Genomic DNA, 24,797 nt, shown 5'->3' with positions numbered 1-24,797 from the left:
GGCGGGGCCGGGCGTGTCACGATCGGGGCGTGGCCCGCGGTGTGCTGATCGTTGACGATCATGAAGGTTTCCGGTCGTCGGCGCGTGCTCTGCTGGAGGCCGACGGCTTCGAGGTGGTCGGCGAGGCGGCGAGCGGCGCGGAGGCCGTCGGGGCGGCCGCCCGGCTGCGCCCAGGCGTCGTCCTACTGGACATCCAGCTTCCCGACCTGGACGGCTTCGCCGTCGCCCGCGCGCTGGCCGCCACTCCGGAGCCGCCTGACGTGGTGCTGATCTCCAGCCGTGACGGCGTCACGTACGGCCCCCGCCTGCGCGCCGCGGCCGCACGTGGTTTCCTGGCCAAGCACGAGCTGTCCGGGCCGGCTCTGCGCGCCCTCCTGGACTGAGACGATGAACACGCGGTGGGCCCTCCTCCCCGTGGCGTTCGTCGCGGGCGTGGCCTCGGAGTGGGCGGTGCTCGGCTGGTCTGATCCAGCCAGGTGGGTGCCGGACCTGCTGGCCGGTCTGGTGCTGGTGGGCTCGGGCCTGGTCATGTGGCCGTCCGGTCGCGGCGCCGCGGTCCTGCTGATCACGGCCGGCTTCGCGTGGTTCGCGGGGAACCTGGGCCAGCCGTTCTGGTACTGGCATCGGGCGCCGCTGGTGCACCTGCTCCTCGCCTTCCCGGGCTGGCGGCCGACCTCGCGCGCGCAGTGGGCGATGATCGGGGCCGGTTACCTGGTCGCCGTGGCGCATCTCTGGTCCAGCCCGCTGGTCGGCGTAGCGCTGGTGACCGTCCTGCTCCTGCTCCGCGTCCGCACGGCAGCGGGCCGCCGGGAGCGAGTGGCGACGCGGGCCACGGCGGCCTTCGCCTTGATCCTGTACGCAGCGGCCGGCACGCGTCTGATCTTCCCCGCCGGGGACGCGGCCGCCTGGGTGACTCTGGCGTACCAGGCGGTCGTGGCCGGCATCGCGGTGGCGCTGACCGTGACGATGCGGCGCAGGGACGACGAGGCGGTCACGGACCTGGTCGTCGAGCTCACCCAGCGGGGCTCGGGCACCCTCCGCGACGCGCTCGCCGACGTCCTGGGCGATCCCGGCCTGCGTGTCGGGTACTGGCGCGACGGCGGCTACGTCGACCAGGTCGAAGCCCGCATCGCCCTGCCCACGGGGGCGGGCGGCGAGGCGGCCACGTTCGTCTCCCACGACGGCAGCCCGTTCGCGGTGCTGGTCCACGACCGCTCGGTGCTCACCGACCCCGCCCTCGTCGCGGCCGTCGCCGCCGCCACCCGGCTTACCGCCGCGAACGCCGCCCTGCACGCCGAGATCCGGGCCCAGCTGGCCGAGCTGTCGGCCTCCCGGCGCCGCCTGCTGGTGGCTGCCGACGACGAGCGCCGCCGCTTGGAAGAGCGCCTGTACGAGGGCCCGGTCCGCCGGCTGTCGGCGCTGCTGGTGGCCCTGCCCGACCGGCCTCACCTGCGGCAGGCCATCGAGGAACTCGGCGATCTGGCCCGCGGGCTGCATCCGCGTGAGCTGGCGCGCGGCCTCGGCCCGGCCCTGACGGCGCTCGCGCAACGCTCGGCGGTGCCGGTCCGGCTCAGCCTCGCCGAGGGCCGCCTCCCGGCCGAGCTCGAGGCCGCCGTCTACTACGTCTGCGCCGAGGCGCTGGCCAACGTGGCCAAGCATGCCCGGGCGTCCGCGGCCGCGATCGAGATGGCGCCGAGGGGCCGTACCTGGAGAGTGGAGATCACCGACGATGGCGCGGGCGGCGCGGATCCGGCCGCAGGCAGCGGGCTGCGCGGCCTCGCGGACCGGATCGAGACATTCGGCGGCCGGCTCGCCATCATCTCCCCCACCGGCGGGGGCACCCGACTGACGGCCGAGCTGCCTCTCGACGGGCTATCCGATCTTCTCCCAGGGCTTGGACGTCCAGAATGTCCAGCCGAAGGGGTCCTCTGAGGCGGCCTTCTTGTCGCCCTGCTGGTAGTCCACGAAACGGAGAAGTTTCCCGTCGAGGGTCCACGTCGCCGTGAAGACCCACCAGTCCTTGGGGCCGCAGACCCCGTCCAGCTGCAACTTGATCCGGCCGTCCGTGACGGAGTAGGGCCCGCCGCACACGGGCTCTCCACGGGGATTGCGCTGCTGCCACGTGCCGTCCTTGACGGTCAGCGTGTTGACCCCGCCGAACTGCTCCGCTTCAGCCTGCCTCGCCCCCGCCTTCAGGAATTCCTCCGCGGTGATCTCCACGCGGTAGACGCCCTCCGGGAATGGGCCAGGGTCGCGGCTCGGCGCAGCTTTGGCTTCCCGTTCTGCCATCCCGCAGGCTCTTGCCTGCGGTTGATCCGGCAAGCCCGCCTTCAGCTGCCGGATGCGGCCGATCAGTTCCTTGGTCACGGCGTCCCGCTCCAGCTCGGCGTACACCGGCCGCACGGCTGTCTCCAGGGCTTGGAGGTCGGCGGCGGAGGCGAGCACGACCTTTCCGCCCTTGCCGCAGAACCGCTCGGCCTCGTCCGCCTCACTGGGCAGGCGCTCCAACGACCAGGCGAAGACGCTCGCGGCCGCGTCCTGCAGGACCTTCCGCTGGTCGCCGGGAAGCCGGCCGAGCACGTCGCTCCTGATCACCAGCGCGTTCACCTTGGGGAAGAACGTGACGTTGCCCGTCCCCACCATCGACCTGAACTCCGCCCCCAGCGCATAACTCGTCTCCATCCCGCGCAGAGACTTGTCCGCGAAGGCCTTGTCGAGCGCGCCGTCCGCCGTGTAGTCGTCCGGCTCGCCGCCCAGGGCCCGCAGCGTGGCGTAGACCGTGGCCGAGTGGGGTGCCCTGATACGGCCGCCCGCATAGTCGGCCGGCGACAGGAGCGGCGTGTCGTACCCGAACGGCCGCCGCATGCCCTCGGGCAGCAGCGCGAGCCCGGTGACCCCGACCCGGTCCAGGCCCTTCATCATCGGGCCTGACAGATCACTGGACAGCGCACGGCGAAGATGTTCCTCCGAGGTGATCAGAAACGGGGCGCTCAGAGCGCGCAGGCTGGTCACGCCTTCGGTGTCCCAGGCCCGCGACGGGATCAGCCCCATGTCCAGGCGGCCACCCGTGATCAGGCGCGCCACCTGCTGGTCCCAATCGTCGGCGCCCTCGCCCGCCGCCCGCCAGCGCGGCTGGATGCGCAACCGGCCGCCCGATTTCGCGCTCACCTGCCGGGCGAACTCCTCGATCGCGGCCGCCGCCGGGCGTCCCGGCTGGTCGTCCGTGCCGATGGTCAGCGCCTTCACGCTCGTGCCCGCCCCGGCCTTGTCGACGTTGCCGGACGGCGCCGCGCACCCTGCGGCGAGCACGGCGGCCAGGCCCAGGGCCGCGGCGCCGGTTCTCATGCCCTTCATTCGCCACCCCCTCCTTTCGTGGATCGGCAGCGACTGTAGGCGCGCGGCCGGCGCGGCACATCGCGGCGAGCCTCAGGCCACGCGGCCGATCGCATCCGTGCTGGCACCGATGGTGGCGGGGATGCGGCGGTGTGACAATCGGCGGGTGCGGCTCGGTTTCGTGGTTCCGATCGTGGCGTTCGCGTACGCCGGCGGGACGTTCGCCGTGTTCACCGGCCTGGAAGGAACGCACACCACCTATGCCGCGCAGTCGCCGGCCGCGGCGGCCGCCACGTTCGCCGCTGGGCTGGGCCTGCTGGCGGCGGGCAGCCTGTTCTGGCTGCGCCGCGAGCATGGGCGCTGCCGCCTTCGCCGCGGGGGCGTGCTGGCTGGCACAGATCTGGGCCGGCTGGCCCGCCGGCCCGCCGGTCGCCAAGACGCTGGGCGCGCTGGCCATCCCGTTCGTCCTGCCCGCTGTCGCCCAGGTGGCCCTGCGCGGGCGGCTGATGATCGCCGGCTATGCCGTCACTGCCGTCGCCGTCCTCGCGTGGGCGCTGGTCTACGACCCGTTCCTCGACCTGGGCTGCTGGCGTACCTGCTCGCGCGAGAACATGCTCCTGGTCGGGGCGTGGCCGCAGGCGGCCAGGACGCTCGATCTGGCGCTGGCGGCTTTCGCGGTGGTCTTCGGGCTGGTGACGGCCGCAGTGGCCGCGGCCGGGTACATCCGCATGTCGCCTGCCTCCCGCCGTACCCGAGGGGTGGTGCTGCCGTCGTGCGCGGTGGCCGTGGCGGCGTGGGCCGGGCACGGCGCGGCCCGGCTGGCCGGTCCGCCCGAGTCCACGTCCAGCCCGATCCACCAGGCGTTCTTCTTCGCCACGGCGGCTGGGCTGACCCTGCTCGCGGGCGCGCTCGGCTGGGCGCAGGCGCGAGCGTGGCTGCGCCGGGCGGCCGTCACCCGGCTGGCCCAGGCGCTGGGCTCCGCGCCGCCGCCCGGCTCGCTGGAGGCGGCGCTGCGCAGGATGACCGGCGATCCGTCGCTGACCGTGGCGTACTGGCTGCCGCTCACGGGCCGGTACGTGGACTCCACAGGCGCCGCCACGGACGCCGCCCCGCGTCCGGGCCAGGTCGCCACCTCGGTCGTCAGGGACGGCGCGCCGATCGCGGTGATCTGCCACGATCCCGGCGGACGGGAGTTGACCGAGCGCATCGGCGCGGCCGCCCGGCTGGCGATCGAGAACGAACGCCTGCGCGCGGAAGTCCTCGCCCAGATGGCGGACCTGCGGCGCTCCCGAGCGCGGGTCGTGGAGGCCGGTGACGAGGCGCGCCGGCGGCTGGAGCGGGATCTGCACGACGGTGCGCAGCAACGCCTGCTCGCGCTGACGTACGACCTGCGGCTGGCCCTGGCGGACGCTCCCGGCGACACGACCTTGGCACACGCCCTCGACGAGGCCCAGACCGCTCTGCGGGAGCTGCGCGAACTGGCGCACGGCATCTTCCCCGCCATCCTGCACGAGGCCGGGCTGGGTTCCGCCCTGTGGTCGCTCGCGGACCAGGCTCCCGTGCCCGTCGAGGTCGGCGAGGCGCCCGCGGGGCGGCTCGCGCCGGCTGTGGAGCAGGCGATGTACCTGCTGGCCAAGTACGCTTTCGAGGCCGCCGGCGGGCCGTTGGCCGTCGCGGTGATGGAGGACGGGGGCACGCTGACCCTCCAGGTCGACGGCCGGGTCCCGCCCGTCCCCAGCCATCTGGCCGACCGGGTCGCCGCGCTCGGCGGGCGGCTGACCATCACCCCGGACCGCCTGGTGGCGATCGTCGCCGCTGACAGTGCGGCGGCAGGCAGTTAGATTCGACTCACCCGCCGTGGACTGGAGATCTTATGCGCGTCGTCGTGGCCGATGACTCCCTGCTGACGCGCGAGGGCATCGCGCACGTGCTGGGCCGGTCCGGATTCACCGTCGCCGGCCAGGCCGACGCCGCGGGGACGCTCCTGGCCCTGGTCAACGCCGAGAAACCCGACCTTGTCGTGGTGGACATCAGGATGCCGCCGACGCACGCCGACGAGGGGTTGGTGGCGGCCGAGCGGATCAGGGCGGACCATCCTGGGGTCGGGGTGCTCGTGTTGTCACAGTATGTCGAGCCGGGCTACGCCCTGCGGTTGCTCGAAGAGCGCCCAGAACAGGTCGGCTACCTGCTGAAGGAGCGTGTGTTCGACCCGGTCATCCTGGTCGACGCGCTGCGCCGGCTGGCCGACGGCGAGACCGTGATCGACCCGACGATCGTGTCCCGGATCCTCGGCCGCCGCCGGGTCAAGGACCCGCTGGACGCCCTGACCGACCGCGAACGACAGGTGCTCGGCCTGGTGGCGGAGGGCATGTCGAACAAGGCCATCGCCGCCCGCCTGACCATCACGGACCGCACCGTCGAGGCCCACGTGGCCCAGGTGTTCGCCAAGCTCGGGCTGGCCGACGACCCGGCCTCGCACCGTCGCGTCCTCGCCGTCCTGGCCTTCCTCCGCTCAGCCGGCACCCGCTGACCCACGGACGATTCGGACGCTCACCCCCGCCGAGACCTGCCTGGCATCCCTGCCGTCTCAACTGTCGAGGAAGCGCAGGATGGCGAGCACGCGGCGGCTGTAGCCGGGGTCGCGGGGCAGGTCGAGCTCGTCCATGATGGCGTTGACGTGCTTTTCGACCGTGCTGAGCGAGACGTGCATACGCGCGGCGACGGCGGCGTTCGTCAGACCTTGGGCGAGGTGCCGCAGCACCTCGGCTTCGCGCGGGCTCAGCTTGCTCAGCGGGTCGGCGTGGGTGGTGCGGGCGAGGAGCTGGCGCACGACCTCGGGGTCGAACACGGTGCCGCCCGTACGCACCCGCTCCAGCGACTCCAGGAAATCGGCCACCTCCGAGACCCGGTCCTTGAGCAGGTAGCCGAGCCCTTCGGTGCGCCCGGCCAGCAGCCTTGCCGCGTAGTGCTGCTCGACGTACTGGGACAGGACGAGCACGCCGACCTCCGGCCGGCGTTGTCGAGCAGCCGGGTCAGGCCCTCGCGCAGGAGCACGGAGTCGTCGGCCAGGATCACCCGCACGGCTCGGCCTTCGGCAGCGTGGCGACGATTTTGGTGGGGCCGCCGGGCGGGCTGTCCACGACGAACTCGCCGTCCAGCGCCAGCAGCCGCCTGGCCAGCCCGGAAAGCCCGCCGCCCGACGGCTCGGCGCCGCCCTTGCCGTCGTCCGAGATCGCCACCCGCACCGTCCGCTCGTCCTCGCTCAACACGACCAGGATGTCACGTGCTCCGGCGTGCTTGACCGCGTTCGTGATGGCCTCGCGGGCCACGAATTGACGTGCACTTCCCCATGAATGGGGAGGATTCTCATGGCCGCTACGCCGCCGCTCCTTGCGGGGTGGTGCGGGTAGTCCCGCCATGAGGTGCTTGACGCTTCACCGGCCCCAATACCGCAGGGCCTCCACGTCCGGTGACCGCCCGTCCGGCGGCTGAGTTGTACCGGTACAACTGGGTGCGGGCGGCGTTGACATCGGCGTTGCCGATCCACCCGCAGGCTGGGTTCTTGCACACGAACCGGGACTGACTCTCGCGGGAGCCCTCGATGATCGTGTGGCAGGCGTGGCATTCCTGGCTGGTGCCCGGCGCCGGGACGATGGCGACCTTTCCGCCCTTGGCGGTGGCCTTGTAGGTGAGGAACTCGGCGGTGCGGCCCCATGCCTGTCCGGCGATGGCGCGGTTGAGGCCGCGTTTTTGGGCGACGTTCGTGCCCGGCTGTTCGGGGGTGCCGGAGGCGCTCGCCATCATGTTCGTGACCTTGAGGTCTTCCAGCACGATGACGGAGAACCGGTCGGTGAGCTCGGCGGTGGTTCGGTGCTGCCAGTCGATGACCCGGCGTTTGGCTTTGGCGCGCAGGCGGGCGATCTGGTCGTAGGTTGTCTTCAGCCGGTTACTGGTCGGCTGTCCGGGTTTTGCGGCTCGTTTCTGGCGGGCGGCTTTGCGCTCCAGGCGGAGCAGGCGCTGCTGTTCCCCGTCGGTCAGCCATTCTTTCCGGTGAAAGATCTTCTCTCCGCCTGCCAGGGCCAACGGTACGGCGATGCCCCGGTCGATCGCGGTGTGCGACCCCGGATGCGGGGCCTGGGGTGCCTGCATGGTCTGGATACGGAACACGATGTGCCAGCCATTGGCCTCCTTCACCAGCCGCGCCCCGGTGATCTTCCCGTCCGAGCCGCCCTTCGTGACCCCCGGCACGTCCTTGGTCCACCGGAAGCGGACCCGGCCGAGTTTGGGGATATTGACCGCGCCCCACCGCCGGTTGATCCGGGTGATGTTCAGGTCCCGCGCCTGAGGGACGTCCACCGCCATCCGGGAGCGGTACCGGCTCTTGAACGTGGGGCGCCCGGCCGGGTGGTCGGGGTTGAAGTAGTTCGCCCACGCCTGCCGGTAGGTCTTCAGCACGGCCTGCGCCGCTTGGGCGGGCAGGTCGTTGAGCCAGTCGATCTCTTTGCGGGCGGCCCGGATGGCCTCGTCGCACTGGGCCAGGGAGGCGAACCGGCCCTGCCGGAAGGTGAAGAACTCGTGCAACAGGTTCCACAGCGTGCGAGCGTTGTGCCCTTGGCCGTCCAACACGGCGCTCTGCCGCTGGTCCAACTCCAGGCGGGCGACATGAGCGCGGTTGCGTTTCTCCCGCTCCACGCGCCTCATTCTATCGTTTGGTGTATGTCACCGCGATGGGAACCCAACCCGGACATCAGAACCGGACGTCACTGCGTACACGACCTGTCCGCGCATTTGGTGTTTGTCACGAAATATCGGCGGGACGCACTCACCGGCCCGATGCTGGAACGCTGCGAACAGATCATGAAAGAGGTGTGCGAGAAGTTCGACTGCGAGCTGACCGACTTCAACGGCGCACACGACCACGTCCATCTCCTCGTCCGCTACCCGCCCAAGGTCGCCCTGTCCTCCCTCGTCAACTCCCTCAAAGGCGTCTCGGCCCGCTACCTCCGCCAGGAATACAGCGCCCACGTCCACACACACCTGTGGGGCGGCCACTTCTGGTCCCGCTCCTACTACGCGGGCTCGACCGGCGACGCCAACCTGGCCACCGTCCGCACCTACCTCCAGTCTCAGGACCGGCCCCAGAAATGAGACAAGACCAGACGTGGTCACGACTGGTTCCAAAGCGCGGGTTTGGGCACGCTCAGGCCCTTGGGGCCTTCCCGCGTGGGCCTTCACCACCCGCCTGAAGGCCCCCACGGTGCTCAGCGGGTTCCTGATCTTCCGGTACGGCCTGCCGCCGATGAGCGCCGTGCCTGAGGTGAGATGGTCGAGCCCGAGCACGAGCCGCATCGTCGTCGATTTGCCGGCTCCGTTCGGCCCCAGGAAGCCGGTCACCGTGCCGGGCTTCAACTCCAGCGACAGTGGTCCACGACGAGTCGGCCGCCGTAACGCTTGCTAAAACCCTTGAGACTGATCACGCCGCCCCACGCTAGGCAGCCGCCGCCCGGATGACTATGGAGGCGGCCCGCCGAACTCGATGGCGGAAAACCGCAACGGCCCGGCAGCGCCGCCGCCCTGGCCGAGGCGGGCCGGTTCTTCGGCCGGCCGCGCACCTCCTGGACGCGGTCGAGGACCAGGCCGAGGACGACGCCCGGGGCGCGTTCAACCCGCTGACCGCCACCGGCACGGCGCCGGATGAGGCGCGGCGCCTGTGCGAGGACGCGGCCCACGGGCTGGCGCTGCGGGACGTCGAATTCACGGAACGGCACCTGGTGGAAACGCTGTTCAACACCGAGGTACAGCGGGCGATCAATCGTACATTCACCGAGATGGAGCAAACGGCCGGCCGCCCATGCGACGACCGCTGCTATTGCCGGCATGCGGATAGCAGCTGCTCCACTTGCGGCGACTGCTAAAACTGCTCGCTCCGACCTGCACGTTTTATTGTCCAAAGGGCATTGGACAATGTTCGGACATTGATCGCTTGGCAGTGGCGGCGACGGCACGCGACAGTTGGTGGCGGAAAGAACGACCACCACCCAGCGAAATGGGGGAAATTTGCCATGAGAATTCGTGGGAAAGTCACGCTCACCGTCGCCGCGATGGCCGGCTCGATGTTCGCCTATTCAACGGCGGCGGCCCCGTCGTTCGCCGTTTCCAATACGGCCGCCGTTTCCGCCGCCCCGCAGCAGGCGCTCGACGTCATCCGGGGGAAGACGCGCTGTTTCAGCTACTCCTACGGCGACGACGGCACGACGAGCGTAACGGTCTACTTCCACAACCGCTGCAAGCACTCACGCGGGATCAAGATTCGGGTCGCGCAGGCGAAGGACGCCTGCATCTGGGTACGGGGCGGGGACTTCGACAAGAAGAAGTTCAAGGGGGCGCGCCCCACCGTGCAGTCGATCAAGGAAGTCTCGCACTGCGGCTGACGCCCTGATCCCGTGTTCCGCGCCGGGCCCCGGCCGCGCTGCCGGGGCCCGGCCCCCTTTTCGATGGTTTTGGTAGCCTCCGTGGGATGGCGGAGTCGTCCGGACCTCAGGACGAAGCGGCGGCGTCGCGGCGGGGGCGCAAGCCGATCCGGCCGGATCCGGCGTCCGGCCCTGTCGCGCTGTTCGCACACCGGCTGTGGGAGCTCAAGGAACAGGCGGGCGACCCCTCGTTCGCCGACATGGCCTCGCGCCTCGGCGCGGCGGCCTCCAAATCGTCGCTGGCGGCCGCGGCCCGCGGGAGCGCGCTGCCGACCTGGGAGACGACGTGGGAGTTCGTCCGGGTGCTGGCGGTCGACCGGCTGGGGCGGGACGCCGAGGAGGTCCGGCGCGAATGGCGGGCCCATTGGGAGCTGGCCGCGAGCACCGCACAGACCGAGACCGCTCCCCCTCCCGAGGCCGCATCCCGCCCCGAGACCGCACCTCACGCCCATGTGCGCTCCGATGCCGCGTCCCATGCCGCCGACCTCGAAACGGTGGCCGGGGCCACCGAAACCGAGGTCCTCATGGCGGAGAACCCCGTCGCCCGAGCCCGATCCACCCCATCCAAATCCCTGATCGCAGCGATCGTGACCGGCGCGACCGGTCTCGCCGCCGCGCTCTTCGCCTGGCTCGCCCCGGCCCCGGAGCCGGCCGAGCCCGCCGCCCGCAGCACCCCGGCGCCGTCGAACTCCTCCTTCGACGACTCCGTCTTCGAGGGGGACGTCACCCATCCGGACGGGACGGTGGTGAAGAAGGGGACGGAGTTCACCAAGGTCTGGCGGATCAGGAACGCCGGCACCGTCCCCTGGCAGGACCGCTATCTCACCCGCCTGAACGACACCCCGTGCAAAGCGCCGAAACGGGTAGCGATCCGCCCGGTCCAGCCGGGCCAGTCGGTCGAGATCGCGGTACGCGTCCGCGCCGCCGGCTCCCCCGGCCGATGCAAAATCTATTGGAAGATGACCGATGCGGCCGGGGCCGAGTTGCTCGCCGCCAAGAAACCGATCTTCCTGGACGTGGTCGTCGCCTGACGGGTCAGCGCTCGAAGAGCGTCCTGGCCACGTCGAAGGACTGGCCGGCCACGTCCTCCTCGGCCCGCCGGTACGCCTCGATCACGGCCTCGGCCAGGGCCTGCGACCCCAGCCGCAGCGCACGGGGATCGATGCGCAGCGCGGTCAGTGACCCGCTGGGCGACAGCTCGACCGCGACCTGGCCGCCGGCGCTCTCGCCCCGCCCTCTGGTCTCGGCCAGCAGGCGGGTCGCCTCCTCGAACCCGGCCGCGTGCGCCGCCAGCTCCGCGAGGGCGCGGTCGATCTCCGGATCGCCGGAACGAGGTGTCGTCATCGTGGTTCCTTACTTCAGCGCTTGAAGATGAACGCCCTCGGGGCGTGCGCCAGGGCTGAGCGCAGCGCGCCCTCGTCCGACAAGCCGCCGCTGGCGACGAGCGGGTAGATGGTGGCGGCCGACAGCGTGCGGCGGAAGAACTTGCCCGCCGGGCCCGCGCCCAGCAGCGTCTCGGTGAGCTGCGTCTTCGGGATGAACTTGCGGACGTCGCTCAGGGCCTTGATGCCGCCGTTGTAGGCCATCTCGGCGGCGAAATGCTTGCCCGCGTACGCCCAGAGGTTGCCCATCGGCTGGCCGGTCGCGGCAGAGCTGGCCGCGTGCACGCCGGTCTTGAGCACGGTCCACAGCACGGAGTCGGCCACCGCGTCCAGGCCCTCCCGCACCAGGTACTCGCCGACCTTACGCTTGCCGATCCGGTACTGGAGGATCCACTGGACGGTCTTCTGGAAGATCGTGCGCTCCAGCCTGGCCCTGGCCTGCAGGTACCGGAAGGCCCTCAGGGCGGCTTCCCGGGCCGCCGGGTAGACGAAGCCGAACATCATCGTGAACGCCATGGCGGCGAGCATGGTGCCGATGATCCACAGCTGTTCCCGGTGCTCGTCCACGGCGTTGGCGTAGTCGTCGCAGCCGTCGGCCAGCTCGCGCAGCTCCTCCTGGAGCGCGGCGTAGCGGGGGGCGAGCTCGTACGGCCACACGTCCGCGAACCGGGACACGGCCTGGCTGTCGTTGGCCTTGCGTACTGCGGCGACGCCGGTCTCGGTCTGGCGGGCGAGCTCACCGATGGAGTCGGCGAACTCGCGCAGCTCCCGGGCGCGGGCTCGCAAATTGGACGAGTCGGCCTCAGGCACGTACACGCCGGCGAACCAGGCGAGGGCCTGGAAGGGGTCGAACATCAGGCACCCTCCTTGCGTGGCGGGGCCTGCGGGATCGGCGCGTCCGGGATGTCCGGGATCTTCGGGAGCGTGTTGATGATCTGCTGCTCCAGGTAGTCCCACATCTTGTCGAAGTCACGCAGGTTGCCGGCCCACGTGAAGTTCTTGTCGGCGATGCGGCGCAGGGCGCCGGTGAGGGAGTCGTAGCCGTCGGCGTACCACTCGGCGAAGCGCCGGCCGTCGTCGTCGCCGCCGACCAGGCCGGAGGTGCCGGCCAGCGACGTGGAGGCGCGCTGCCGCGCCACCACGTCGTCGCCGGTCTTGTCGAACAGCCTGGCCAGCTCGCGTATCGACGTCCAGTCGATCAGCACCCCCTGGCCGGAGTTCGGCGCGGGGCCCGGCTCCCGGCTCCGGTCGTCGGGAACGTGCGGGACTTCCGCCGTGGGGAAAGAGGTGGGCGTCGGTGCCGGGGTGGTCGGGCTGGGCGCCGGCGTCTCCGACAGGCTCGGACTTGGCGTGCCCGAAGGCGTCGGGCTCGGGGTGCCGGAGGGCGTCGGACTCGGCGTCCCCGAAGGCGTCGGGCTCGGGGTGCCGGAGGGCGTCGGACTCGGCGTCCCCGAAGGCGTCGGACTTGGGGTGCCGGAGGGTGTCGGACTCGGCGTGTCCGAGGGTGTCGGGCTCGGCGTCCCTGAAGGCGTCGGGCTCGGAGTGCCGGTGGGCGTCGGGGTGGCCGAGGACGTCGGGGTGGGCGTGGGCGTAGGGCTGGCGGTCGTCGTCGCCGTAGGGCCTGGACCGGTCACGGGGCTCGGCCCATCGGACGAATCCGCCATTAACCCTCCACTCACTACAAAACCACCAGTAACAATGACATCAGGATGTTAACACCGACAAATTTCCCCAGTGTTAACCGTGGCGTTTAAATCAGGACTGGTGCGCGTTCATCCACTCAGGGGCCTCCCTGAGCAGCTCGTCCAGGTCCTCGAGGAGTTCCTCCTCGACGCGCCCCGCCCGCGCCAGCTCCTCCACCCGCTGGCACAACGCGGCCTCGCGCCCGGCCCCGACGGTCGCGCAGCTGCCCTTGAGCCGGTGCGCCAGCGCCGCCACCTCCGGCAGATCCCCGTCCCGCGCCGCCCGGAGCAGATCCTCGAACGTCCGCCGAGCGGTCGCGAGGTACGCCTGCGCGACATCCGCCACCGCCTCCGCCGACAGGCCCGCCAGCTCGGGCGGAAGACCGGCGTAGGAGGCCCACTCCGGAATCCTGGCGAGCACCCGCGGCCAGTCCACCGGCTTGGCCAGATGGTCGTCCATGCCGGCTTCGAGGCACCGGATCCGGTCGTCCGGCATGGCCGCCGCGGTCATCGCGATGATCGGGGTACGTGCCTCCTCGCGGCCCCTGATCTCCTCGGTCGCGGCCAGCCCGTCGAGCACGGGCAGCTGGCAGTCCATGAACACCAGGTCGTAGCCGCCGGCCAGCACGGCCCGCACCGCCTGTTCGCCGTCCTCGACGGTGTCCACCTCGTGCCCGGCCTGCCGCAGGACGAGCATGGCCACCTGACGGCTGACCTCGTCGTCCTCGGCCACCAGGATGCGCACGCCCTCGGCGGCGCCCGCGGCGACCGGCGTGCCCTCGCGCGGCTCCCCGGAGCACTCGGCGGTGCCCAGGGCGTTCTCCACGGCGGCGAGCAGGCGGCGCCGGCTGAGCGGCCGGGTGATCGACTGCACGGGCCGCTCCCCGGCGGACGGCCAGGCGAAACGGGCCCGGCCCGGCGTGACGACCACGACGACGCTGGTGGTCTGGAGCAGCGGGTCGCTGAGGATGGCGTGCGCGAGCGTCTCGCCGTCCTGGGCTGCGCCGAGAGCTCCGGGGCCGAGCTCTCCGGAGCCGAGGTCGAGCGCGACCACGGCCAGCTCGTACGGGCTGCCGCCGGCCGCCGCGTCGTGCAGGCAGGCCAGCGCGGACCGGGCGTCCCTGGTCTCCTTCACGGAGAGCCCCGCGTCGGAGAGGTAGCGCCCGGCCAGCGCCCGGTCCTCGGGGCGCGGGTCGGCGACCAGCGCGCGCCGCCCCTCCAGCGCCCCGGCCCCTGGTTCGGACCACATCAGAACGTCCACCGGCAGCCGCACCCAGAACCGGCTGCCCACTCCCTCCACGCTGTCGAGGCCGATCTCCCCGCCCATGAGTTCGGTGAGCTGCCTGGAGATGGCGAGGCCGAGGCCGCTCCCGCCGGTCCGGCGCGTGATGGGCGAGTCGACCTGGCGGAAGACGCCGAAGACCCGCTCCCGGTCGTCGGGGCCGACGCCGATGCCGGTGTCGGAGACGGCGAACCCGAGCACCACCCGCGAGCTGCCCGGCTCGCCCTCGTGCAGCGTGACGTGCAGGTCGACGCCGCCCTGGACGGTGAACTTCAGCGCGTTGCCGATCAGGTTCGTGAGGATCTGCCGCAGCCGCGCGGGATCGCCCGCCACCTGCCGTGGGACGTGCTCGTCGAGCCTGAGCGTGAGCCAGAGGCCCTGCTCGTAGGCGAGCGGCGCGAGCGGCGCCACCACTTCGTCGCACAGCCGCGGCAGGTCGAACGGCGCCGCGTCGACCTGCAGGTGGCCCGCCTCGATCCTGGACAGGTCGAGGAAGTCGTCGAGCAGGCGCAGCACGTTCTGGGCCGACTCCTGGCCTGTGGTGGCGTAGTAGCGCTGCTCGTCGTCCAGCCGGGTGCCCATGAGCAGCGAGTTCATGCCGAGCACGCCGTTGATCGGGGTGCGGATCTCGTGGCTGATCTTGGCCAGGAACTCGGATTTGGCGCTGGAGGCCTGGACCGCCTCGTCCCTGGCGTCGGCGAGTTCGGCCGCGTACCTGGCCAGGGTGGCCTGCGCCCGGCGGCGGCCGCGCGTGGTGTGGATCTGGATGCCCAGGCCGATGAGGATGAGCAGGGCGAGCAGGGCCGCCACCGTCATCACGTTGCCGCGCAGCTTCTCGGCGGAGGCCAGCGCCTCGGAGGCGGCGACCTCGGCGGTCACCGTCCAGCCGACGCCGGGGATGGGCTCGGAGGCCGACAACACGGTGCCGTCGATGCCGTGGAAGGGGCCGTTCCACCTGCGTGCCATCAACGCCGCGTCCACCCGTGGGTCCTCGCGCAGGGAGGTGAGGGCGTACAGCTGCCTGCCGGGGTCGGCGACGAGCACGCCGGCCTGGTCGGTGATCAGCAGCCGGATGTCCTGGGCCTCGGCCGCGTCCTTGGCGAACCGCTGGATGGCGTCCAGGCTGTAGACCACGGTGAGGATGCCGATCATGCGCTTGCCGTCAGCGCTCGGGATGGGCACGGCCACGGCGACGGCTCGGGACAGGTCGCGCATCGTGGGCGTATAGGCCTGCGAGACGTACGGCTGGCGCTGGTCGCGCACCGCGCGGTACCAGTCGGTGTTGCCGATGTCCTGGGGCAGGGCGCTCTGCGGCTCGGCGCCCAGCATGTCACCCTCAGGGGAGATGAGGATCAGGCCGCTGACGCCGTCGCGCATCTGCTTCAGTTCGCCGAGGTAGCCCCGCAGGGTGGCGGCGGTGGCGTTCTCGACCGCCTGGCGCACCCGGGGCTGCTGGGCGAACGCGCTGACGAGCTGCTTGAGCGAGCCCATCTGCTGGTCCACCACGACCCTGCTGACCGACGCGGTGGTCTTGACCCGGTCGGTGACCTCGTCGCGTACCGCCTGCTCAGTCAGGGAGATGCTGGAGGCAGTCAGCAGCGCCAAGGGAAGCAGCCCGAGCAGCGTCCACAGGGCCGTCACCGCGAGCAGCCATCTCACCGGCGTCCGTCTCCCTGTCGCTCGAGCCTGTCACTCGGGTACAGAGTAGGAGGGATCGGGCGCGCGTGGGAGGATCGCCGTGAGCAGAATGCGCTAAAGTCGATCTTAATTAACAAAAGCCTCCTAAGCTGCTCAGAACCGCTGTCAGTAGAAGCGAGGAGTGTGGCGATGCCTGTATCCAGGGACATCACCGTTCTCATCGTGGACGACGACCCGGTGGTGACCGCCGCGCTGCAGGCGCAGGTGAACCGGGTCCTCGGGTTCCGAGTGGTGGGAATCGCGCACAGCGGGCACGCGGCGCTGGCGGCCGCGGCCCGGTTCGCGCCACGGCTGGTTCTGCTCGACCTGCATCTGCCGGACCTGCCCGGCCTGGAGGTCGCGCACCGGCTGCGCCGGCCCGATCAGCCGCCGGCCGACGTCATCGTGATCTCCGGGCGCAAGGAGTCGGCGACGGTACGCGCGGCCATCCAGCGCGGCGCCCTCTACTACCTGGTCAAGCCGACCAGGGCCGGCACGCTCGAGCAGACGCTGCTGCGGTACGCGGCCACGGCCGCGCAGCTGGAGTCCGGCGGCCGGTTCGCCGAGCAGCAGGAGATCGACCGGATCTTCCGTCTGCTCCACATCGACCACGTGGACCGGCCGAAGAGCATCTCCGCGGCCACCGAGCAGGCGGTGCTCGACGCGCTGGCCGAGGTCGAGGAGGACGTGTCGGCGCACGAGCTGGCCGCCTCGATCGGCGTCAGCCGCGCCACCGCCCGCCGCTACCTGGAGCATCTGGCCGACCGGGGCCTGGTGGAGGCCCGGCCGCGGTACGGGCCGACCGGCCGACCGCAGCACCGGTACCGGTCGCGGTGACCAGGCTTCGCACCCTGTTCGTGGTGCTGCTGTGCCTGCTGCCCGCGGGCTGCGCGAGCTCCGAGGCGGCGGCGTTCCCCGAGGGCTCGACCATGGCGCGCATCAGGGACCGCGGCGTGCTCGTCGTGGGCATCAAGTTCGACCAGCCGATGTTCGGCTACAAAGACCCGGCGACCGGGCGGATCACCGGGTTCGACGCGGAGATGGCCCGGCTGGTGGCCAAGGACCTGACCGGAAGCGAGCGCAACATCCGCTTCGTCGAGACGGTTTCGCGCGAGCGGGAGAACTTCATCGCCCAGCAGGTCGTGGACCTCGTCATCGCCACGTACTCGATCACCGAGGCCCGCTCCCAGCTGGTGACCTTCACCGACCCCTACTACTACGCGGGGCAGGACCTGCTGGTCAGGGCGGCCGACACCCGTATCGACGACGTGTCGGATCTCGCCGACAAGAAAGTGTGCACGGCCAAGGGCTCCACGTCCGTCGAGCGGCTGCTCGGCGAGCTGTCCCGCGAGAACCTGGCGATCGTGGACGGCTATAGCGAGTGCGTGCCGGCGCTGCTGGCCGGCCACGTCGACGCGATCAGCACCGACGACACCATCCTGCTCGGCCTGCAGGAGCAGCATCCGAGCGCGCTGCGGCTGGTCGGCAAGCCGTTCGGCAAGGAGCCGTACGGGATGGGCATCCGCAAGCACGACACGGTCTTCCGCGACTACCTCAACGGGTTGATCGCCCGCTGGCTGGCCGACGGCCAGTGGGACCGGGCCTACCGGGACACCATCGGCGTCTCCGGGGCGACGTCCGACCAGTCCAAACCTGCTCGCCGCTGACCAATATCGCTAACTTCTGAGCAGAACGATCACAAGCCTTTTCGCGCCATATACGGCTCCTACGGTTACGCCAACGCTGACAGACAGCAAGGAGCGTGACGCATGAGCCAGGCGGATCTGATCGTCCTGGACCAGGTCAACAAGCGCTACGGCGAGCACCACGTGCTCAGGGACGTGAACCTGAGCGTCCGGCGGGGCGAGGTCGTCGTGATCATCGGCCCGTCCGGAGCCGGCAAGTCGACGCTGTGCCGCGCGATCAACCGGCTGGAGACCATCGACTCCGGCACGATCACCGTGGACGGCACGCCGCTGCCGGCCGAGGGCAAGGCGCTGGCCCGGCTGCGGGCCGAGGTGGGCATGGTCTTCCAGTCGTTCAACCTCTTCGCGCACAGGACCGTCCTGGACAACGTCGTCCTCGGGCAGGTCCACGTGCTGAAGAAGCCGAAGGGCGAGGCCGAGCGCAAGGCCCGCGAATTGCTCGACCGGGTCGGCATCGGCGGCCAGGCGGCCAAGTTCCCCGCCCAGTTGTCCGGCGGGCAGCAGCAGCGGGTGGCGATCGCCCGCGCGCTGGCCATGGAGCCGAAGGTGATCCTGTTCGACGAGCCGACGTCGGCACTCGACCCGGAGATGGTCAACGAGGTGCTCGAGGTGATGACCTCGCTCGCCCGCGAGGGCATGACCATGGTCGTCGTCACCCACGAGATGGGCTTCGCCCGGCGGGCCGCCGACCGGGTCGTCTTCATGGCCGACGGCGAGATCGTCGAGCAGGACAGCCCCGACGGCTTCTTCGGCGCGCCGAGCAGCGAGCGCGCCCAGTCCTTCCTCGCCAAGATCCTCACTCACTAAGGAGCCCCCGTGTTTGGAAGATCCCTTTTCGCAGTCTTCGCCGTCATGGTCGCGACCACCGCGTGCGGCGGCGGGTCGGAGTCGTACGCCTCCGTCGTGGACAAGGCCAAGAACGACAAGAAGCTGGTCATCGGGGTGAAGGCGGACCAGCCGGGTCTGGGACTGCGCACGCCGGACGGCGCGTTCGCCGGGTTCGACATCGAGGTCGCCAAATACGTGGCCAACGAGCTGGGCGTCGACCCCGCGAACATCACGTTCAAGGAGACCGTCTCCGCCAACCGGGAGGCGTTCATCGAGCAGGGCCAGGTGGACCTGGTCGTGGCGACGTACTCGATCACCGACGCCCGCAAGCAGAAGGTGTCCTTCGCCGGGCCGTACTTCGTGGCCGGGCAGGACCTGCTCGTCCGGGCGGACGAGGCGGCGCTGACCGGCCCCGAGGCGCTCAACGGCAAGAAGCTCTGCTCGGTCGCCGGCTCGACCCCGGCGCAGAAGGTCAAGACGGAGTACGCCAAGGAAGTGCAGCTGCAGGAGGAGCGGACGTACTCGGCGTGCGTGGACCGGGTGCTCGGCGGCCAGCTCGACGCCATCACCACCGACAACGTCATCCTGGCCGGCTACGCCGCGCAGCACGCGGGCAAGCTGAAGGTGGTCGGCAAGCCGTTCAGCACCGAGAAGTACGGCATCGGGCTGAAGAAGGACGACACCGCCGGCCGCAAGGCGGTCAACGACGCGCTGCAGAAGATGTTCTCCGACGGCAGCTGGACGAAGGCGCTGCAGGCCAGCGTGGGCGCCTCCGGCTTCGCCCTGCCACAGGCGCCGCAGCTGGAGCGGTACTGATCCTATGGAAGCGTTGCTTTTCGAACGCGACACCATCCTGGCCGCGTTCTGGATGACGGTACGGCTGACGGCGATCAGCGCGCTCGGCTCCCTGATCCTGGGGACGGTGCTGGCCGCCATGCGGGTCGCCCCGCTGGCCTCCCTGCGCGGGGCCGCGAGCGTCTACGTGTCGGTGGCCCGCAACACGCCGCTCACGCTGGTGCTGCTGTTCACCGGCCTCGGCATCGGCGCCAACCTCGGCGTCGAGCTGTCCGACGACATCGCGACCAACAACTTCTGGCTCGCGGTCATCGGGCTGACCGCCTACACCTCGGCGTTCATCTGTGAGGCGCTGCGCTCCGGCCTCAACACGGTGCCGGTCGGGCAGGCCGAGGCGGCCCGGTCGCTGGGGCTGGGCTTCGTCAAGACGCTGCGGCTGATCACGTTGCCGCAGGCGTTCCGCGCCGTCGTGGCGCCGCTGGGCAGCATCCTCATCGCGCTGACCAAGAACACCACGATCGCGCTGGTGGTGGGCGTCAGCGAGGCGTCCGTGCGGATGCGCGAGATGATCGAGACGTACGGGGACCAGGTGATCGAGATCTTCCTCGGCTTCGCGGCCGGGTTCGTGCTGCTGTGCCTGCCGATGGGGCTGCTGTTCGGCTGGCTGTCGAAGCGGATGGCGGTGGCCCGATGAGCTTCGCCAACCTGTACGAGGCGCCGGGGCCGCGCGGGATCCGCCGCAACCGGCTGCTGGCGGCGGTCGTCGCGCTGGTGCTGCTGGCGATCGCGTACGTCGTGTACGTGCGCTTCGACCAGAAGGAGCAGTGGGCGGCCGAGAAATGGCTGCCGCTGCTGAGAGGCGATGTGTGGGCCACGTTCATCCTGCCCGGCCTGGCGGGGACGCTGGGCGCGGCCGTGGCGGGCGTGGTGCTGGCCGGGCTCTTCGGGATCGTGTTCGCGACCGCCCGCATGTCCGACCATCGGTGGATCCGGGTGCCCGCGGCCATGGTGGTGGAGTTCTTCCGCGCCGTCCCGCTGCTGCTGCTGATCTTCTTCGCCTTCTTCGGCTCGTTCGTGCTCATCGGCGTGAACATCTCCGCCTTCGCCGCCGTCGTCTTCGGGCTCACCCTCTACAACGGCTCGGTGATCGCGGAGATCATCCGGGCCGGCGTGCAGAGCCTGCCGAAGGGGCAGCGGGAGGCGGCGTACGCGGTCGGCATGCGCAAGGGGCAGGTCATGCGGCTCGTGCTGCTGCCGCAGGCGCTGCGGGCGATGATGCCCGCCCTGGTCAGCCAGTTCATCGTGCTGCTGAAGGACTCGGCGCTCGGGCTCATCGTCGGCTACGACGAGCTGGTCGACCGCGGGCTGAACGGGATCGCGGCCAACTTCTCCAACGTCATCCCGGCGGCGATCCTCATCGCGGCCATCTTCATCCTGATCAACGTGTCCCTGGATCGGCTGGCCCACCGGCTCGGCGCGGCGTGACCGGCGACCCCCGTTGCCGCCGTCGGCGAGGACAATGATCCCATGGCGCTCACCCCCGGCCCGCTCGCCGGCTCACCTGGCCCCTTCTCCGGTCGTCACGTCGCCGATCTCGCTCACGACCTCCGCCGCGGCCGCGCCACGTCGGCCGAGCTGGTCGAGCAGGCGCTCGACGCGATCGCCGCGCTCAACCCGGCGCTCAACGCCTTCGTGACGATGGACGCCGCCGGCGCCCAGGCGGCCGCGCGGCGAGCGGACGAGGAGCTGGCGGCGGGCACGGATCGAGGGCCGTTGCACGGCATTCCGGTCGCGGTGAAGGACCTCATCATGATCGCCGGGCTACGGGTGACGATGGGGTCGCGGCATTTCGCCGGCCACGTCGCGGAGGCCGACGCCGAGTGCGTCGCGCGGCTGCGCCGGGCGGGCGCCGTCATCGTGGGCACGACCACGACACATGAGTTCGCCTACGGCCCGACGGGTGACCGCTCCGCGTCCGGGCCCGCGCGCAACCCGTGGGATCAGGGCCGTATGACGGGCGGCTCCAGCGCCGGCAGCGGGGCGGCGGTCGCGGCGGGGCTGGTGCCGCTCGCGCTCGGGACCGACACGGGTGGCTCCGTCCGGATTCCGGCGGCGCTGTGCGGTGTGGCCGGCTTCAAACCCGCGTACGGTGCGATCCCGGCCGACGGCGTGTTCCCGTTGTCGCGGACGCTCGACCACGTCGGCGTCCTGGCGGGCAGCGCGGAGGACTGCCTGCTGGCCTACACCTGCCTGACCGGGCCGACCGGTCGCGAGGATGGCGGCGTGCGCGTGGCTTGGCTCGATCCCGACGGCCTCTTCCCCGGCGATCCTCGGGTGGTGCGGACGGTGCACGCGGCGGCCGGGCCGCTGGAGGAGGTGCGCCTGCCCGAGGGCGTCGCGGACACGCTGCGGGAGACGTACACGACCATCCAGAGTTGTGAGACGGCGGCCGTGCACGCCGACCGCCTGGCCACCGCGCCCGAGTTGTTCGACTCCGAGGTGCTCGAACGCCTGCGTGTGGCCGCGGAGGTGCCCGGCTGGCGATACGTCCGCGCCATGGACGCCCGGGCCGCTCTCGCCGGGGCCGTGGACGCGTTGTTCGACCGCCACGACGTGCTTGCGCTGCCGACCGTGCCGATCATCGCCCCGCCGCTGGGCCTGCGCGAGACCGAGATCGACGGCCGACCGGCCGCCGTCCGCGCTGCCTTGCTCGCGCTGACCAGCCCCTGGAACGTGCTGGGCCTGCCCGCACTGACCATCCCGGCCGGTACGGTGGACGGCCTTCCGGTCGGGCTGCAGCTCGTCTGCCCCCTCGGCCGGGAGCCAGTGCTCTTCGAAGCCGCCCGTGCGATCAGGTCAGCCCTGAGGCAGGGTTGAGCGGTACGAGGATAGCGGTGTCCAGGCCGGTCCGATGGCCGAGGCGGAAGGCGACGGCGACCGGTGGTCAGGACGGTCAAGCCCGGGCGCGGTCCTCACGTTACTCGTTGAGAGCCGTTGCGGCTGGCGGCGGTGCTGCGCAGGATCAGCTTGGCGACCTGTTCCGGGGCGTCGTTCATCGGAACATGCCCGCATCCCGTCAGCTGGACCAGCCGCGCCTCAGGGATCATCGCCATGACCCGGGCCGCCTGCCGGTCGGGCAGGAGCCGGTCATGCGTCCCCCAAGCGATGGTCACCGGTATGCCGGCAATGGTGCCGTTGAACAGATCCGGTGCCCGTCCAGCGCGCAAGGTCGCCTGGAAGGCCACCGATTGGCGCAACGCGCGCAGGCAGGCCGTCAGGGTGCCGGGCGGGCACCCATCGGCGCTTCCGTACAGAATGCCGGTCAGGGCCACCCGTCCCACGACCGTGCCGGCCATCCGTTCCACGACGGTGTCGGGCAGCCGGGCGAGCTGGCGTGCGGTGGCCAGCACGGCGAAGGCGTAGCGTCGCTCGCCCTCGTTCCAGAATCCGGCCGGCGCCAGCGCGGTGACGCTGCGTACCAGCCCGGCCTGGGCCAGCCGTAGCGCGATCAGGCCGCCCAGCGAATGGCCGACGACATGCGGCTGCCGTACGCCGAGCGCTTTGAACACCGCGCCCAGCCCCGACACCATGGTCGGCAGGTCACGCGGCACGTCGGCGGACAGGTCGGGAGACTGTCCGAAACCCGGCAGATCCAGCGTGATCGCCTCGCGTTCGGCTCCGAGCAAAGGAATCATCTGGTCCCAGACATGCCTGTCTTGCCCGATTCCGTGCAGCAAGACCACGGGCTCGCCCGCCCCCTGCCGCTCGTAGGCCACGGTGATCGGAGCCACCCCGTTCGGGCGGCTTCGTACGAAACATGGTGCCTCGGCAGGCGCTGGATCCCGGTCATGATGGCCGTTGGTCACCGGCAGCATCGAACCGGCTTGCCTGCTCGCCTCTACGCAGAGCTCGGCTGCCGTGCGCATCCCGGATTGCAGGACGCCGCCCAGCTTTGTGACGGCGTCGAACCCGTTCGCCACCGTCGGCGGAACCTTCCACATGGCTTCCCGGACCCCCTTGTCACGGTGCGCCTTCTCCACAGGGTACTCGTTTGTCCCTGCTAAGTGACTTGAGCTTGTGGCAATGATCAGAATGATCGGCTGGAGGTGGTGCGGCGGTCCGCTCTAGAAGCATCCTTCTCCAATTTCACTTATGCCCCCGAATCGGACTTACACCCCAAGACTTGACTGATCTGGTCCGACATCATGGCCATCTCCATGGTTTTGGGCACCTGACGTCACCCGCAGTTGACGCCCTCGTCTGTCCCCCACGGGGCGCGACCCGAGCGTGCCAGGACGATTGCCTTTGAAAGGTTGAAATACCTGCTCTAGGCAGCAAAATCGGCCGCGGATCAGACTTGCGGGCCCCTGCGCGGGGCACGGGTCGAGACGGGGGGCGCCGGTGCGGTCGCGGCATGCCGACAGTCTGGGGCGCTGCGCCGGTCCGTCCTCCACGAGTGCTGTCGCCGGCTGGGAGTTCCATGGCATGCCACGCAACAGCGATCACCTCGGCCAAGCATGGGAGCCACGGCGTTGCCCATCACCACCTCGATCGGGATGTTCATGCGCGAGCAGGCGTTGATCTCGTTGCGCCGGATCGTCAGCCCGGTGGCCGGCTCTGCCGCGCCCTGGATCGAGCGTGTTCTGCGCAGGCCGTGCGCCAGAGGGCGAATGCCCCGGCGCCGGCAGTCACACGTGGCGGGTGATCAAAACCGATGTCAGCATCACCACGCGGCAACGCCAGATGCTGATCGACATCTACGAGTCCTTCCACAAGGAAGACCACGCCAAGTCCGCGCTGACCAGAGCAGCACATCGGGGCCGGCCTGCCCGGCGCGGCGGCGCTTCACCGCTTGAGCGGCCCTACCGCACCAGATACAAGGAGAAATGGCCCATGACCCTCTCCAAAGAAGTCAAGAGGATCGCCGAGTCCAAGCCGTTCTGCGCAGTGGCGGGCGCCGGCGGCTACGCGGCCGACCAGTGGCGCAAGATGCGCTCCCGCAATGTCCCCGCAACCGCCCGCACCCTGCCGAGCAAGACCGCCGAGACGATCACCCGGGACCTGCCCGCCAAGGCTCGCAATTACCTCGACACCGCAGTGGACCGGGTGGCCAAGGTCTACGACGACCTGGCCGTCCGCGGCCGGGAGATCGTCAGCACCTTCAGCCGGGAGGCCGCCCACGAACTCGAGGAGGTCTCGGCGGTGGCGCAGCGAAAGCCCGCCGCGGCGGCCAGAGCCCCAGGCCGCAGACAGGATTCCGTCGTCAAGCCGTCACCGGCCGGCGCTCCCGTGAGGAAGGGGCGCAAATCGGTGGTGCAGCCATCTCCCATCGGAAGGCCGGCCAAGGAGACCGAGAAGGCCGGCACGTCCCGTACGCGCAGCAAAACCGGCCGCAAGACGTGACAGGCCATCCGGCCACACGGGCCCGCACCCACTGGATGGGGTGCGGGCCTTCACTTGCCCAGCCTCCGTTTCCGGCCGCGCGGCGAGCGGGCGAGGAGCGGGCACGGGTCGGGGGCCGTTGCACGGCATTCCGGTCGCGGTGAAGGACCTCATCATGATCGCCGGGCTACGGGTGACGATGGGGTCGCGGCATTTCGCCGGCCACGTCGCGGAGGCCGACGCCGAGTGCGTCGCGCGGC

At 70.8% G+C, this 24,797-nt stretch carries 27 protein-coding genes and 1 pseudogene; 18 read left to right on the top strand and 10 right to left on the bottom strand.

Translation table 11 applies throughout. The features are described from left to right. Positions 1–29 precede the first annotated feature (29 nt). Positions 30–383, top strand: coding sequence for a response regulator (locus ACTWQA_RS39415; RefSeq protein ID WP_443164032.1), 354 nt, complete (start codon positions 30–32; stop codon positions 381–383). Positions 384–387: 4 nt separating this feature from the next. After that, on the top strand, positions 388–1,932 hold the full coding sequence (locus tag ACTWQA_RS39410) for a sensor histidine kinase (protein ID WP_443164031.1): 1,545 nt from the start codon (positions 388–390) through the stop codon (positions 1,930–1,932). Here the strand turns inward: ACTWQA_RS39410 and ACTWQA_RS39405 are convergent. Next, the gene (locus ACTWQA_RS39405) at positions 1,873–3,354 is read right to left on the bottom strand and encodes a TRAP transporter substrate-binding protein (RefSeq protein WP_443164030.1); all 1,482 of its coding nucleotides are present in this window, start codon (positions 3,352–3,354) and stop codon (positions 1,873–1,875) included. The two genes, ACTWQA_RS39410 and ACTWQA_RS39405, sit on opposite strands and share 60 nt — an antisense overlap. A 332-nt stretch (positions 3,355–3,686) precedes the next feature. Here ACTWQA_RS39405 and ACTWQA_RS39400 point away from each other — a divergent pair, with 332 nt between their 5' ends. Next, positions 3,687–5,174: a histidine kinase gene (locus ACTWQA_RS39400; protein WP_443164029.1), complete on the top strand. Its 1,488-nt coding sequence runs from the start codon at positions 3,687–3,689 to the stop codon at positions 5,172–5,174. Positions 5,175–5,206: 32 nt separating this feature from the next. Then, positions 5,207–5,863: a LuxR C-terminal-related transcriptional regulator gene (locus ACTWQA_RS39395; RefSeq protein WP_443164028.1), complete on the top strand. Its 657-nt coding sequence runs from the start codon at positions 5,207–5,209 to the stop codon at positions 5,861–5,863. Positions 5,864–5,920: 57 nt separating this feature from the next. Here ACTWQA_RS39395 and ACTWQA_RS39390 read toward each other — a convergent pair whose 3' ends face one another. From ACTWQA_RS39390 to ACTWQA_RS39380, 3 genes are all read right to left on the bottom strand, one after another. After that, positions 5,921–6,331: a response regulator transcription factor gene (locus ACTWQA_RS39390; RefSeq protein ID WP_443164027.1), complete on the bottom strand. Its 411-nt coding sequence runs from the start codon at positions 6,329–6,331 to the stop codon at positions 5,921–5,923. Positions 6,332–6,404: 73 nt separating this feature from the next. Then, positions 6,405–6,662 (bottom strand): sensor histidine kinase, encoded by a 258-nt coding sequence (locus tag ACTWQA_RS39385; RefSeq protein ID WP_443164026.1) that lies wholly within the window; start codon positions 6,660–6,662, stop codon positions 6,405–6,407. 46 nt (positions 6,663–6,708) lie between these two features. Beyond that, positions 6,709–8,025, bottom strand: coding sequence for an RNA-guided endonuclease InsQ/TnpB family protein (locus ACTWQA_RS39380; protein ID WP_443164025.1), 1,317 nt, complete (start codon positions 8,023–8,025; stop codon positions 6,709–6,711). Positions 8,026–8,049: 24 nt separating this feature from the next. Between ACTWQA_RS39380 and tnpA the strand changes: the two genes are divergently transcribed. Continuing rightward, positions 8,050–8,481 (top strand): IS200/IS605 family transposase, encoded by a 432-nt coding sequence (gene tnpA, locus ACTWQA_RS39375; protein WP_443164024.1) that lies wholly within the window; start codon positions 8,050–8,052, stop codon positions 8,479–8,481. 186 nt (positions 8,482–8,667) lie between these two features. On the opposite strand, the pseudogene ACTWQA_RS39370 reads toward tnpA, so the two are convergent. Next, positions 8,668–8,727, bottom strand: a pseudogene (locus ACTWQA_RS39370) (hypothetical protein); the annotation flags it as partial. 119 nt (positions 8,728–8,846) lie between these two features. Between ACTWQA_RS39370 and ACTWQA_RS39365 the strand changes: the two are divergent. The 3 genes from ACTWQA_RS39365 to ACTWQA_RS39355 all read left to right on the top strand — a co-directional run bounded on the left by ACTWQA_RS39365 (position 8,847) and on the right by ACTWQA_RS39355 (position 10,834). Beyond that, a complete protein-coding gene (locus tag ACTWQA_RS39365) occupies positions 8,847–9,248 on the top strand; it encodes a hypothetical protein (protein WP_443164023.1) in 402 nt (133 codons plus the stop codon). A gap of 147 nt (positions 9,249–9,395) precedes the next feature. After that, positions 9,396–9,764, top strand: a complete 369-nt coding sequence (locus ACTWQA_RS39360; RefSeq protein WP_443164022.1) for a hypothetical protein — start codon at positions 9,396–9,398, stop codon at positions 9,762–9,764. Positions 9,765–9,850: 86 nt separating this feature from the next. Next, positions 9,851–10,834, top strand: a complete 984-nt coding sequence (locus ACTWQA_RS39355; RefSeq protein WP_443164021.1) for an NBR1-Ig-like domain-containing protein — start codon at positions 9,851–9,853, stop codon at positions 10,832–10,834. 4 nt (positions 10,835–10,838) lie between these two features. Here the strand turns inward: ACTWQA_RS39355 and ACTWQA_RS39350 are convergent, their stop codons facing one another. The 3 genes from ACTWQA_RS39350 to ACTWQA_RS39340 are packed head-to-tail and all read right to left on the bottom strand — an operon-like array spanning position 10,839 to position 12,390. After that, the gene (locus ACTWQA_RS39350) at positions 10,839–11,147 is read right to left on the bottom strand and encodes a YbaB/EbfC family nucleoid-associated protein (protein WP_305920453.1); all 309 of its coding nucleotides are present in this window, start codon (positions 11,145–11,147) and stop codon (positions 10,839–10,841) included. A 14-nt stretch (positions 11,148–11,161) separates the two neighbouring features. After that, the gene (locus tag ACTWQA_RS39345) at positions 11,162–12,040 is read right to left on the bottom strand and encodes a WXG100-like domain-containing protein (RefSeq protein ID WP_327582474.1); all 879 of its coding nucleotides are present in this window, start codon (positions 12,038–12,040) and stop codon (positions 11,162–11,164) included. Next, positions 12,040–12,390: a hypothetical protein gene (locus ACTWQA_RS39340; protein WP_305920451.1), complete on the bottom strand. Its 351-nt coding sequence runs from the start codon at positions 12,388–12,390 to the stop codon at positions 12,040–12,042. Before ACTWQA_RS39340 ends, ACTWQA_RS39345 begins: the two co-directional genes overlap by 1 nt. A 70-nt stretch (positions 12,391–12,460) precedes the next feature. On the opposite strand from ACTWQA_RS39340, the gene ACTWQA_RS39335 reads away from it, so the two are divergent. Beyond that, positions 12,461–12,901: a hypothetical protein gene (locus ACTWQA_RS39335; protein WP_443164020.1), complete on the top strand. Its 441-nt coding sequence runs from the start codon at positions 12,461–12,463 to the stop codon at positions 12,899–12,901. Positions 12,902–12,940: 39 nt separating this feature from the next. On the opposite strand, the gene ACTWQA_RS39330 is transcribed toward ACTWQA_RS39335, so the two are convergent. Beyond that, positions 12,941–15,808 (bottom strand): response regulator, encoded by a 2,868-nt coding sequence (locus tag ACTWQA_RS39330; RefSeq protein ID WP_443164019.1) that lies wholly within the window; start codon positions 15,806–15,808, stop codon positions 12,941–12,943. A gap of 168 nt (positions 15,809–15,976) precedes the next feature. Here ACTWQA_RS39330 and ACTWQA_RS39325 point away from each other — a divergent pair, with 168 nt between their 5' ends. From ACTWQA_RS39325 to ACTWQA_RS39295, 7 genes are all read left to right on the top strand, one after another. Beyond that, complete coding sequence (locus ACTWQA_RS39325; protein WP_327582477.1) at positions 15,977–16,663, top strand: response regulator; 687 nt, start codon at positions 15,977–15,979, stop codon at positions 16,661–16,663. Further along, positions 16,660–17,493, top strand: coding sequence for a glutamate ABC transporter substrate-binding protein (locus ACTWQA_RS39320; protein WP_443164018.1), 834 nt, complete (start codon positions 16,660–16,662; stop codon positions 17,491–17,493). Before ACTWQA_RS39325 ends, ACTWQA_RS39320 begins: the two co-directional genes overlap by 4 nt. 102 nt (positions 17,494–17,595) lie before the next feature. After that, positions 17,596–18,339 (top strand): amino acid ABC transporter ATP-binding protein, encoded by a 744-nt coding sequence (locus ACTWQA_RS39315; protein WP_443164017.1) that lies wholly within the window; start codon positions 17,596–17,598, stop codon positions 18,337–18,339. A 9-nt stretch (positions 18,340–18,348) separates the two neighbouring features. Further along, entirely contained in the window at positions 18,349–19,176 is an 828-nt protein-coding gene (locus ACTWQA_RS39310; protein ID WP_443164016.1) for a glutamate ABC transporter substrate-binding protein, read from the top strand. Between the two features lie 4 nt (positions 19,177–19,180). Beyond that, the gene (locus ACTWQA_RS39305; protein WP_305920444.1) at positions 19,181–19,849 is read left to right on the top strand and encodes an amino acid ABC transporter permease; all 669 of its coding nucleotides are present in this window, start codon (positions 19,181–19,183) and stop codon (positions 19,847–19,849) included. Next, entirely contained in the window at positions 19,846–20,640 is a 795-nt protein-coding gene (locus ACTWQA_RS39300) for an amino acid ABC transporter permease (RefSeq protein WP_305920443.1), read from the top strand. Before ACTWQA_RS39305 ends, ACTWQA_RS39300 begins: the two co-directional genes overlap by 4 nt. Positions 20,641–20,682: 42 nt before the next feature. Further along, the gene (locus ACTWQA_RS39295; RefSeq protein ID WP_443164015.1) at positions 20,683–22,032 is read left to right on the top strand and encodes an amidase; all 1,350 of its coding nucleotides are present in this window, start codon (positions 20,683–20,685) and stop codon (positions 22,030–22,032) included. A gap of 95 nt (positions 22,033–22,127) precedes the next feature. On the opposite strand, the gene ACTWQA_RS39290 is transcribed toward ACTWQA_RS39295, so the two are convergent. Continuing rightward, positions 22,128–23,195 carry an alpha/beta fold hydrolase gene (locus ACTWQA_RS39290; protein ID WP_443164014.1) on the bottom strand — a complete coding sequence of 356 codons (1,068 nt, stop codon included), beginning with the start codon at positions 23,193–23,195 and terminating at the stop codon, positions 22,128–22,130. Positions 23,196–23,856: 661 nt separating this feature from the next. Here ACTWQA_RS39290 and ACTWQA_RS39285 point away from each other — a divergent pair. Together ACTWQA_RS39285 and ACTWQA_RS39280 are read left to right on the top strand one after the other, a co-directional pair. After that, the gene (locus ACTWQA_RS39285; protein ID WP_443164013.1) at positions 23,857–24,558 is read left to right on the top strand and encodes a hypothetical protein; all 702 of its coding nucleotides are present in this window, start codon (positions 23,857–23,859) and stop codon (positions 24,556–24,558) included. Between the two features lie 40 nt (positions 24,559–24,598). Next, on the top strand, positions 24,599–24,797 hold a 199-nt coding region (locus ACTWQA_RS39280), incomplete at its 3' end, for an amidase family protein (RefSeq protein ID WP_443164012.1).

The organism is Nonomuraea sp. 10N515B, assembly GCF_052245915.1.
Classification (GTDB): Bacteria; Actinomycetota; Actinomycetes; order Streptosporangiales; family Streptosporangiaceae; genus Nonomuraea.
Note: the sequence above shows the minus strand (reverse complement) of the source record. Positions and strands in the feature narration are given on the sequence as shown.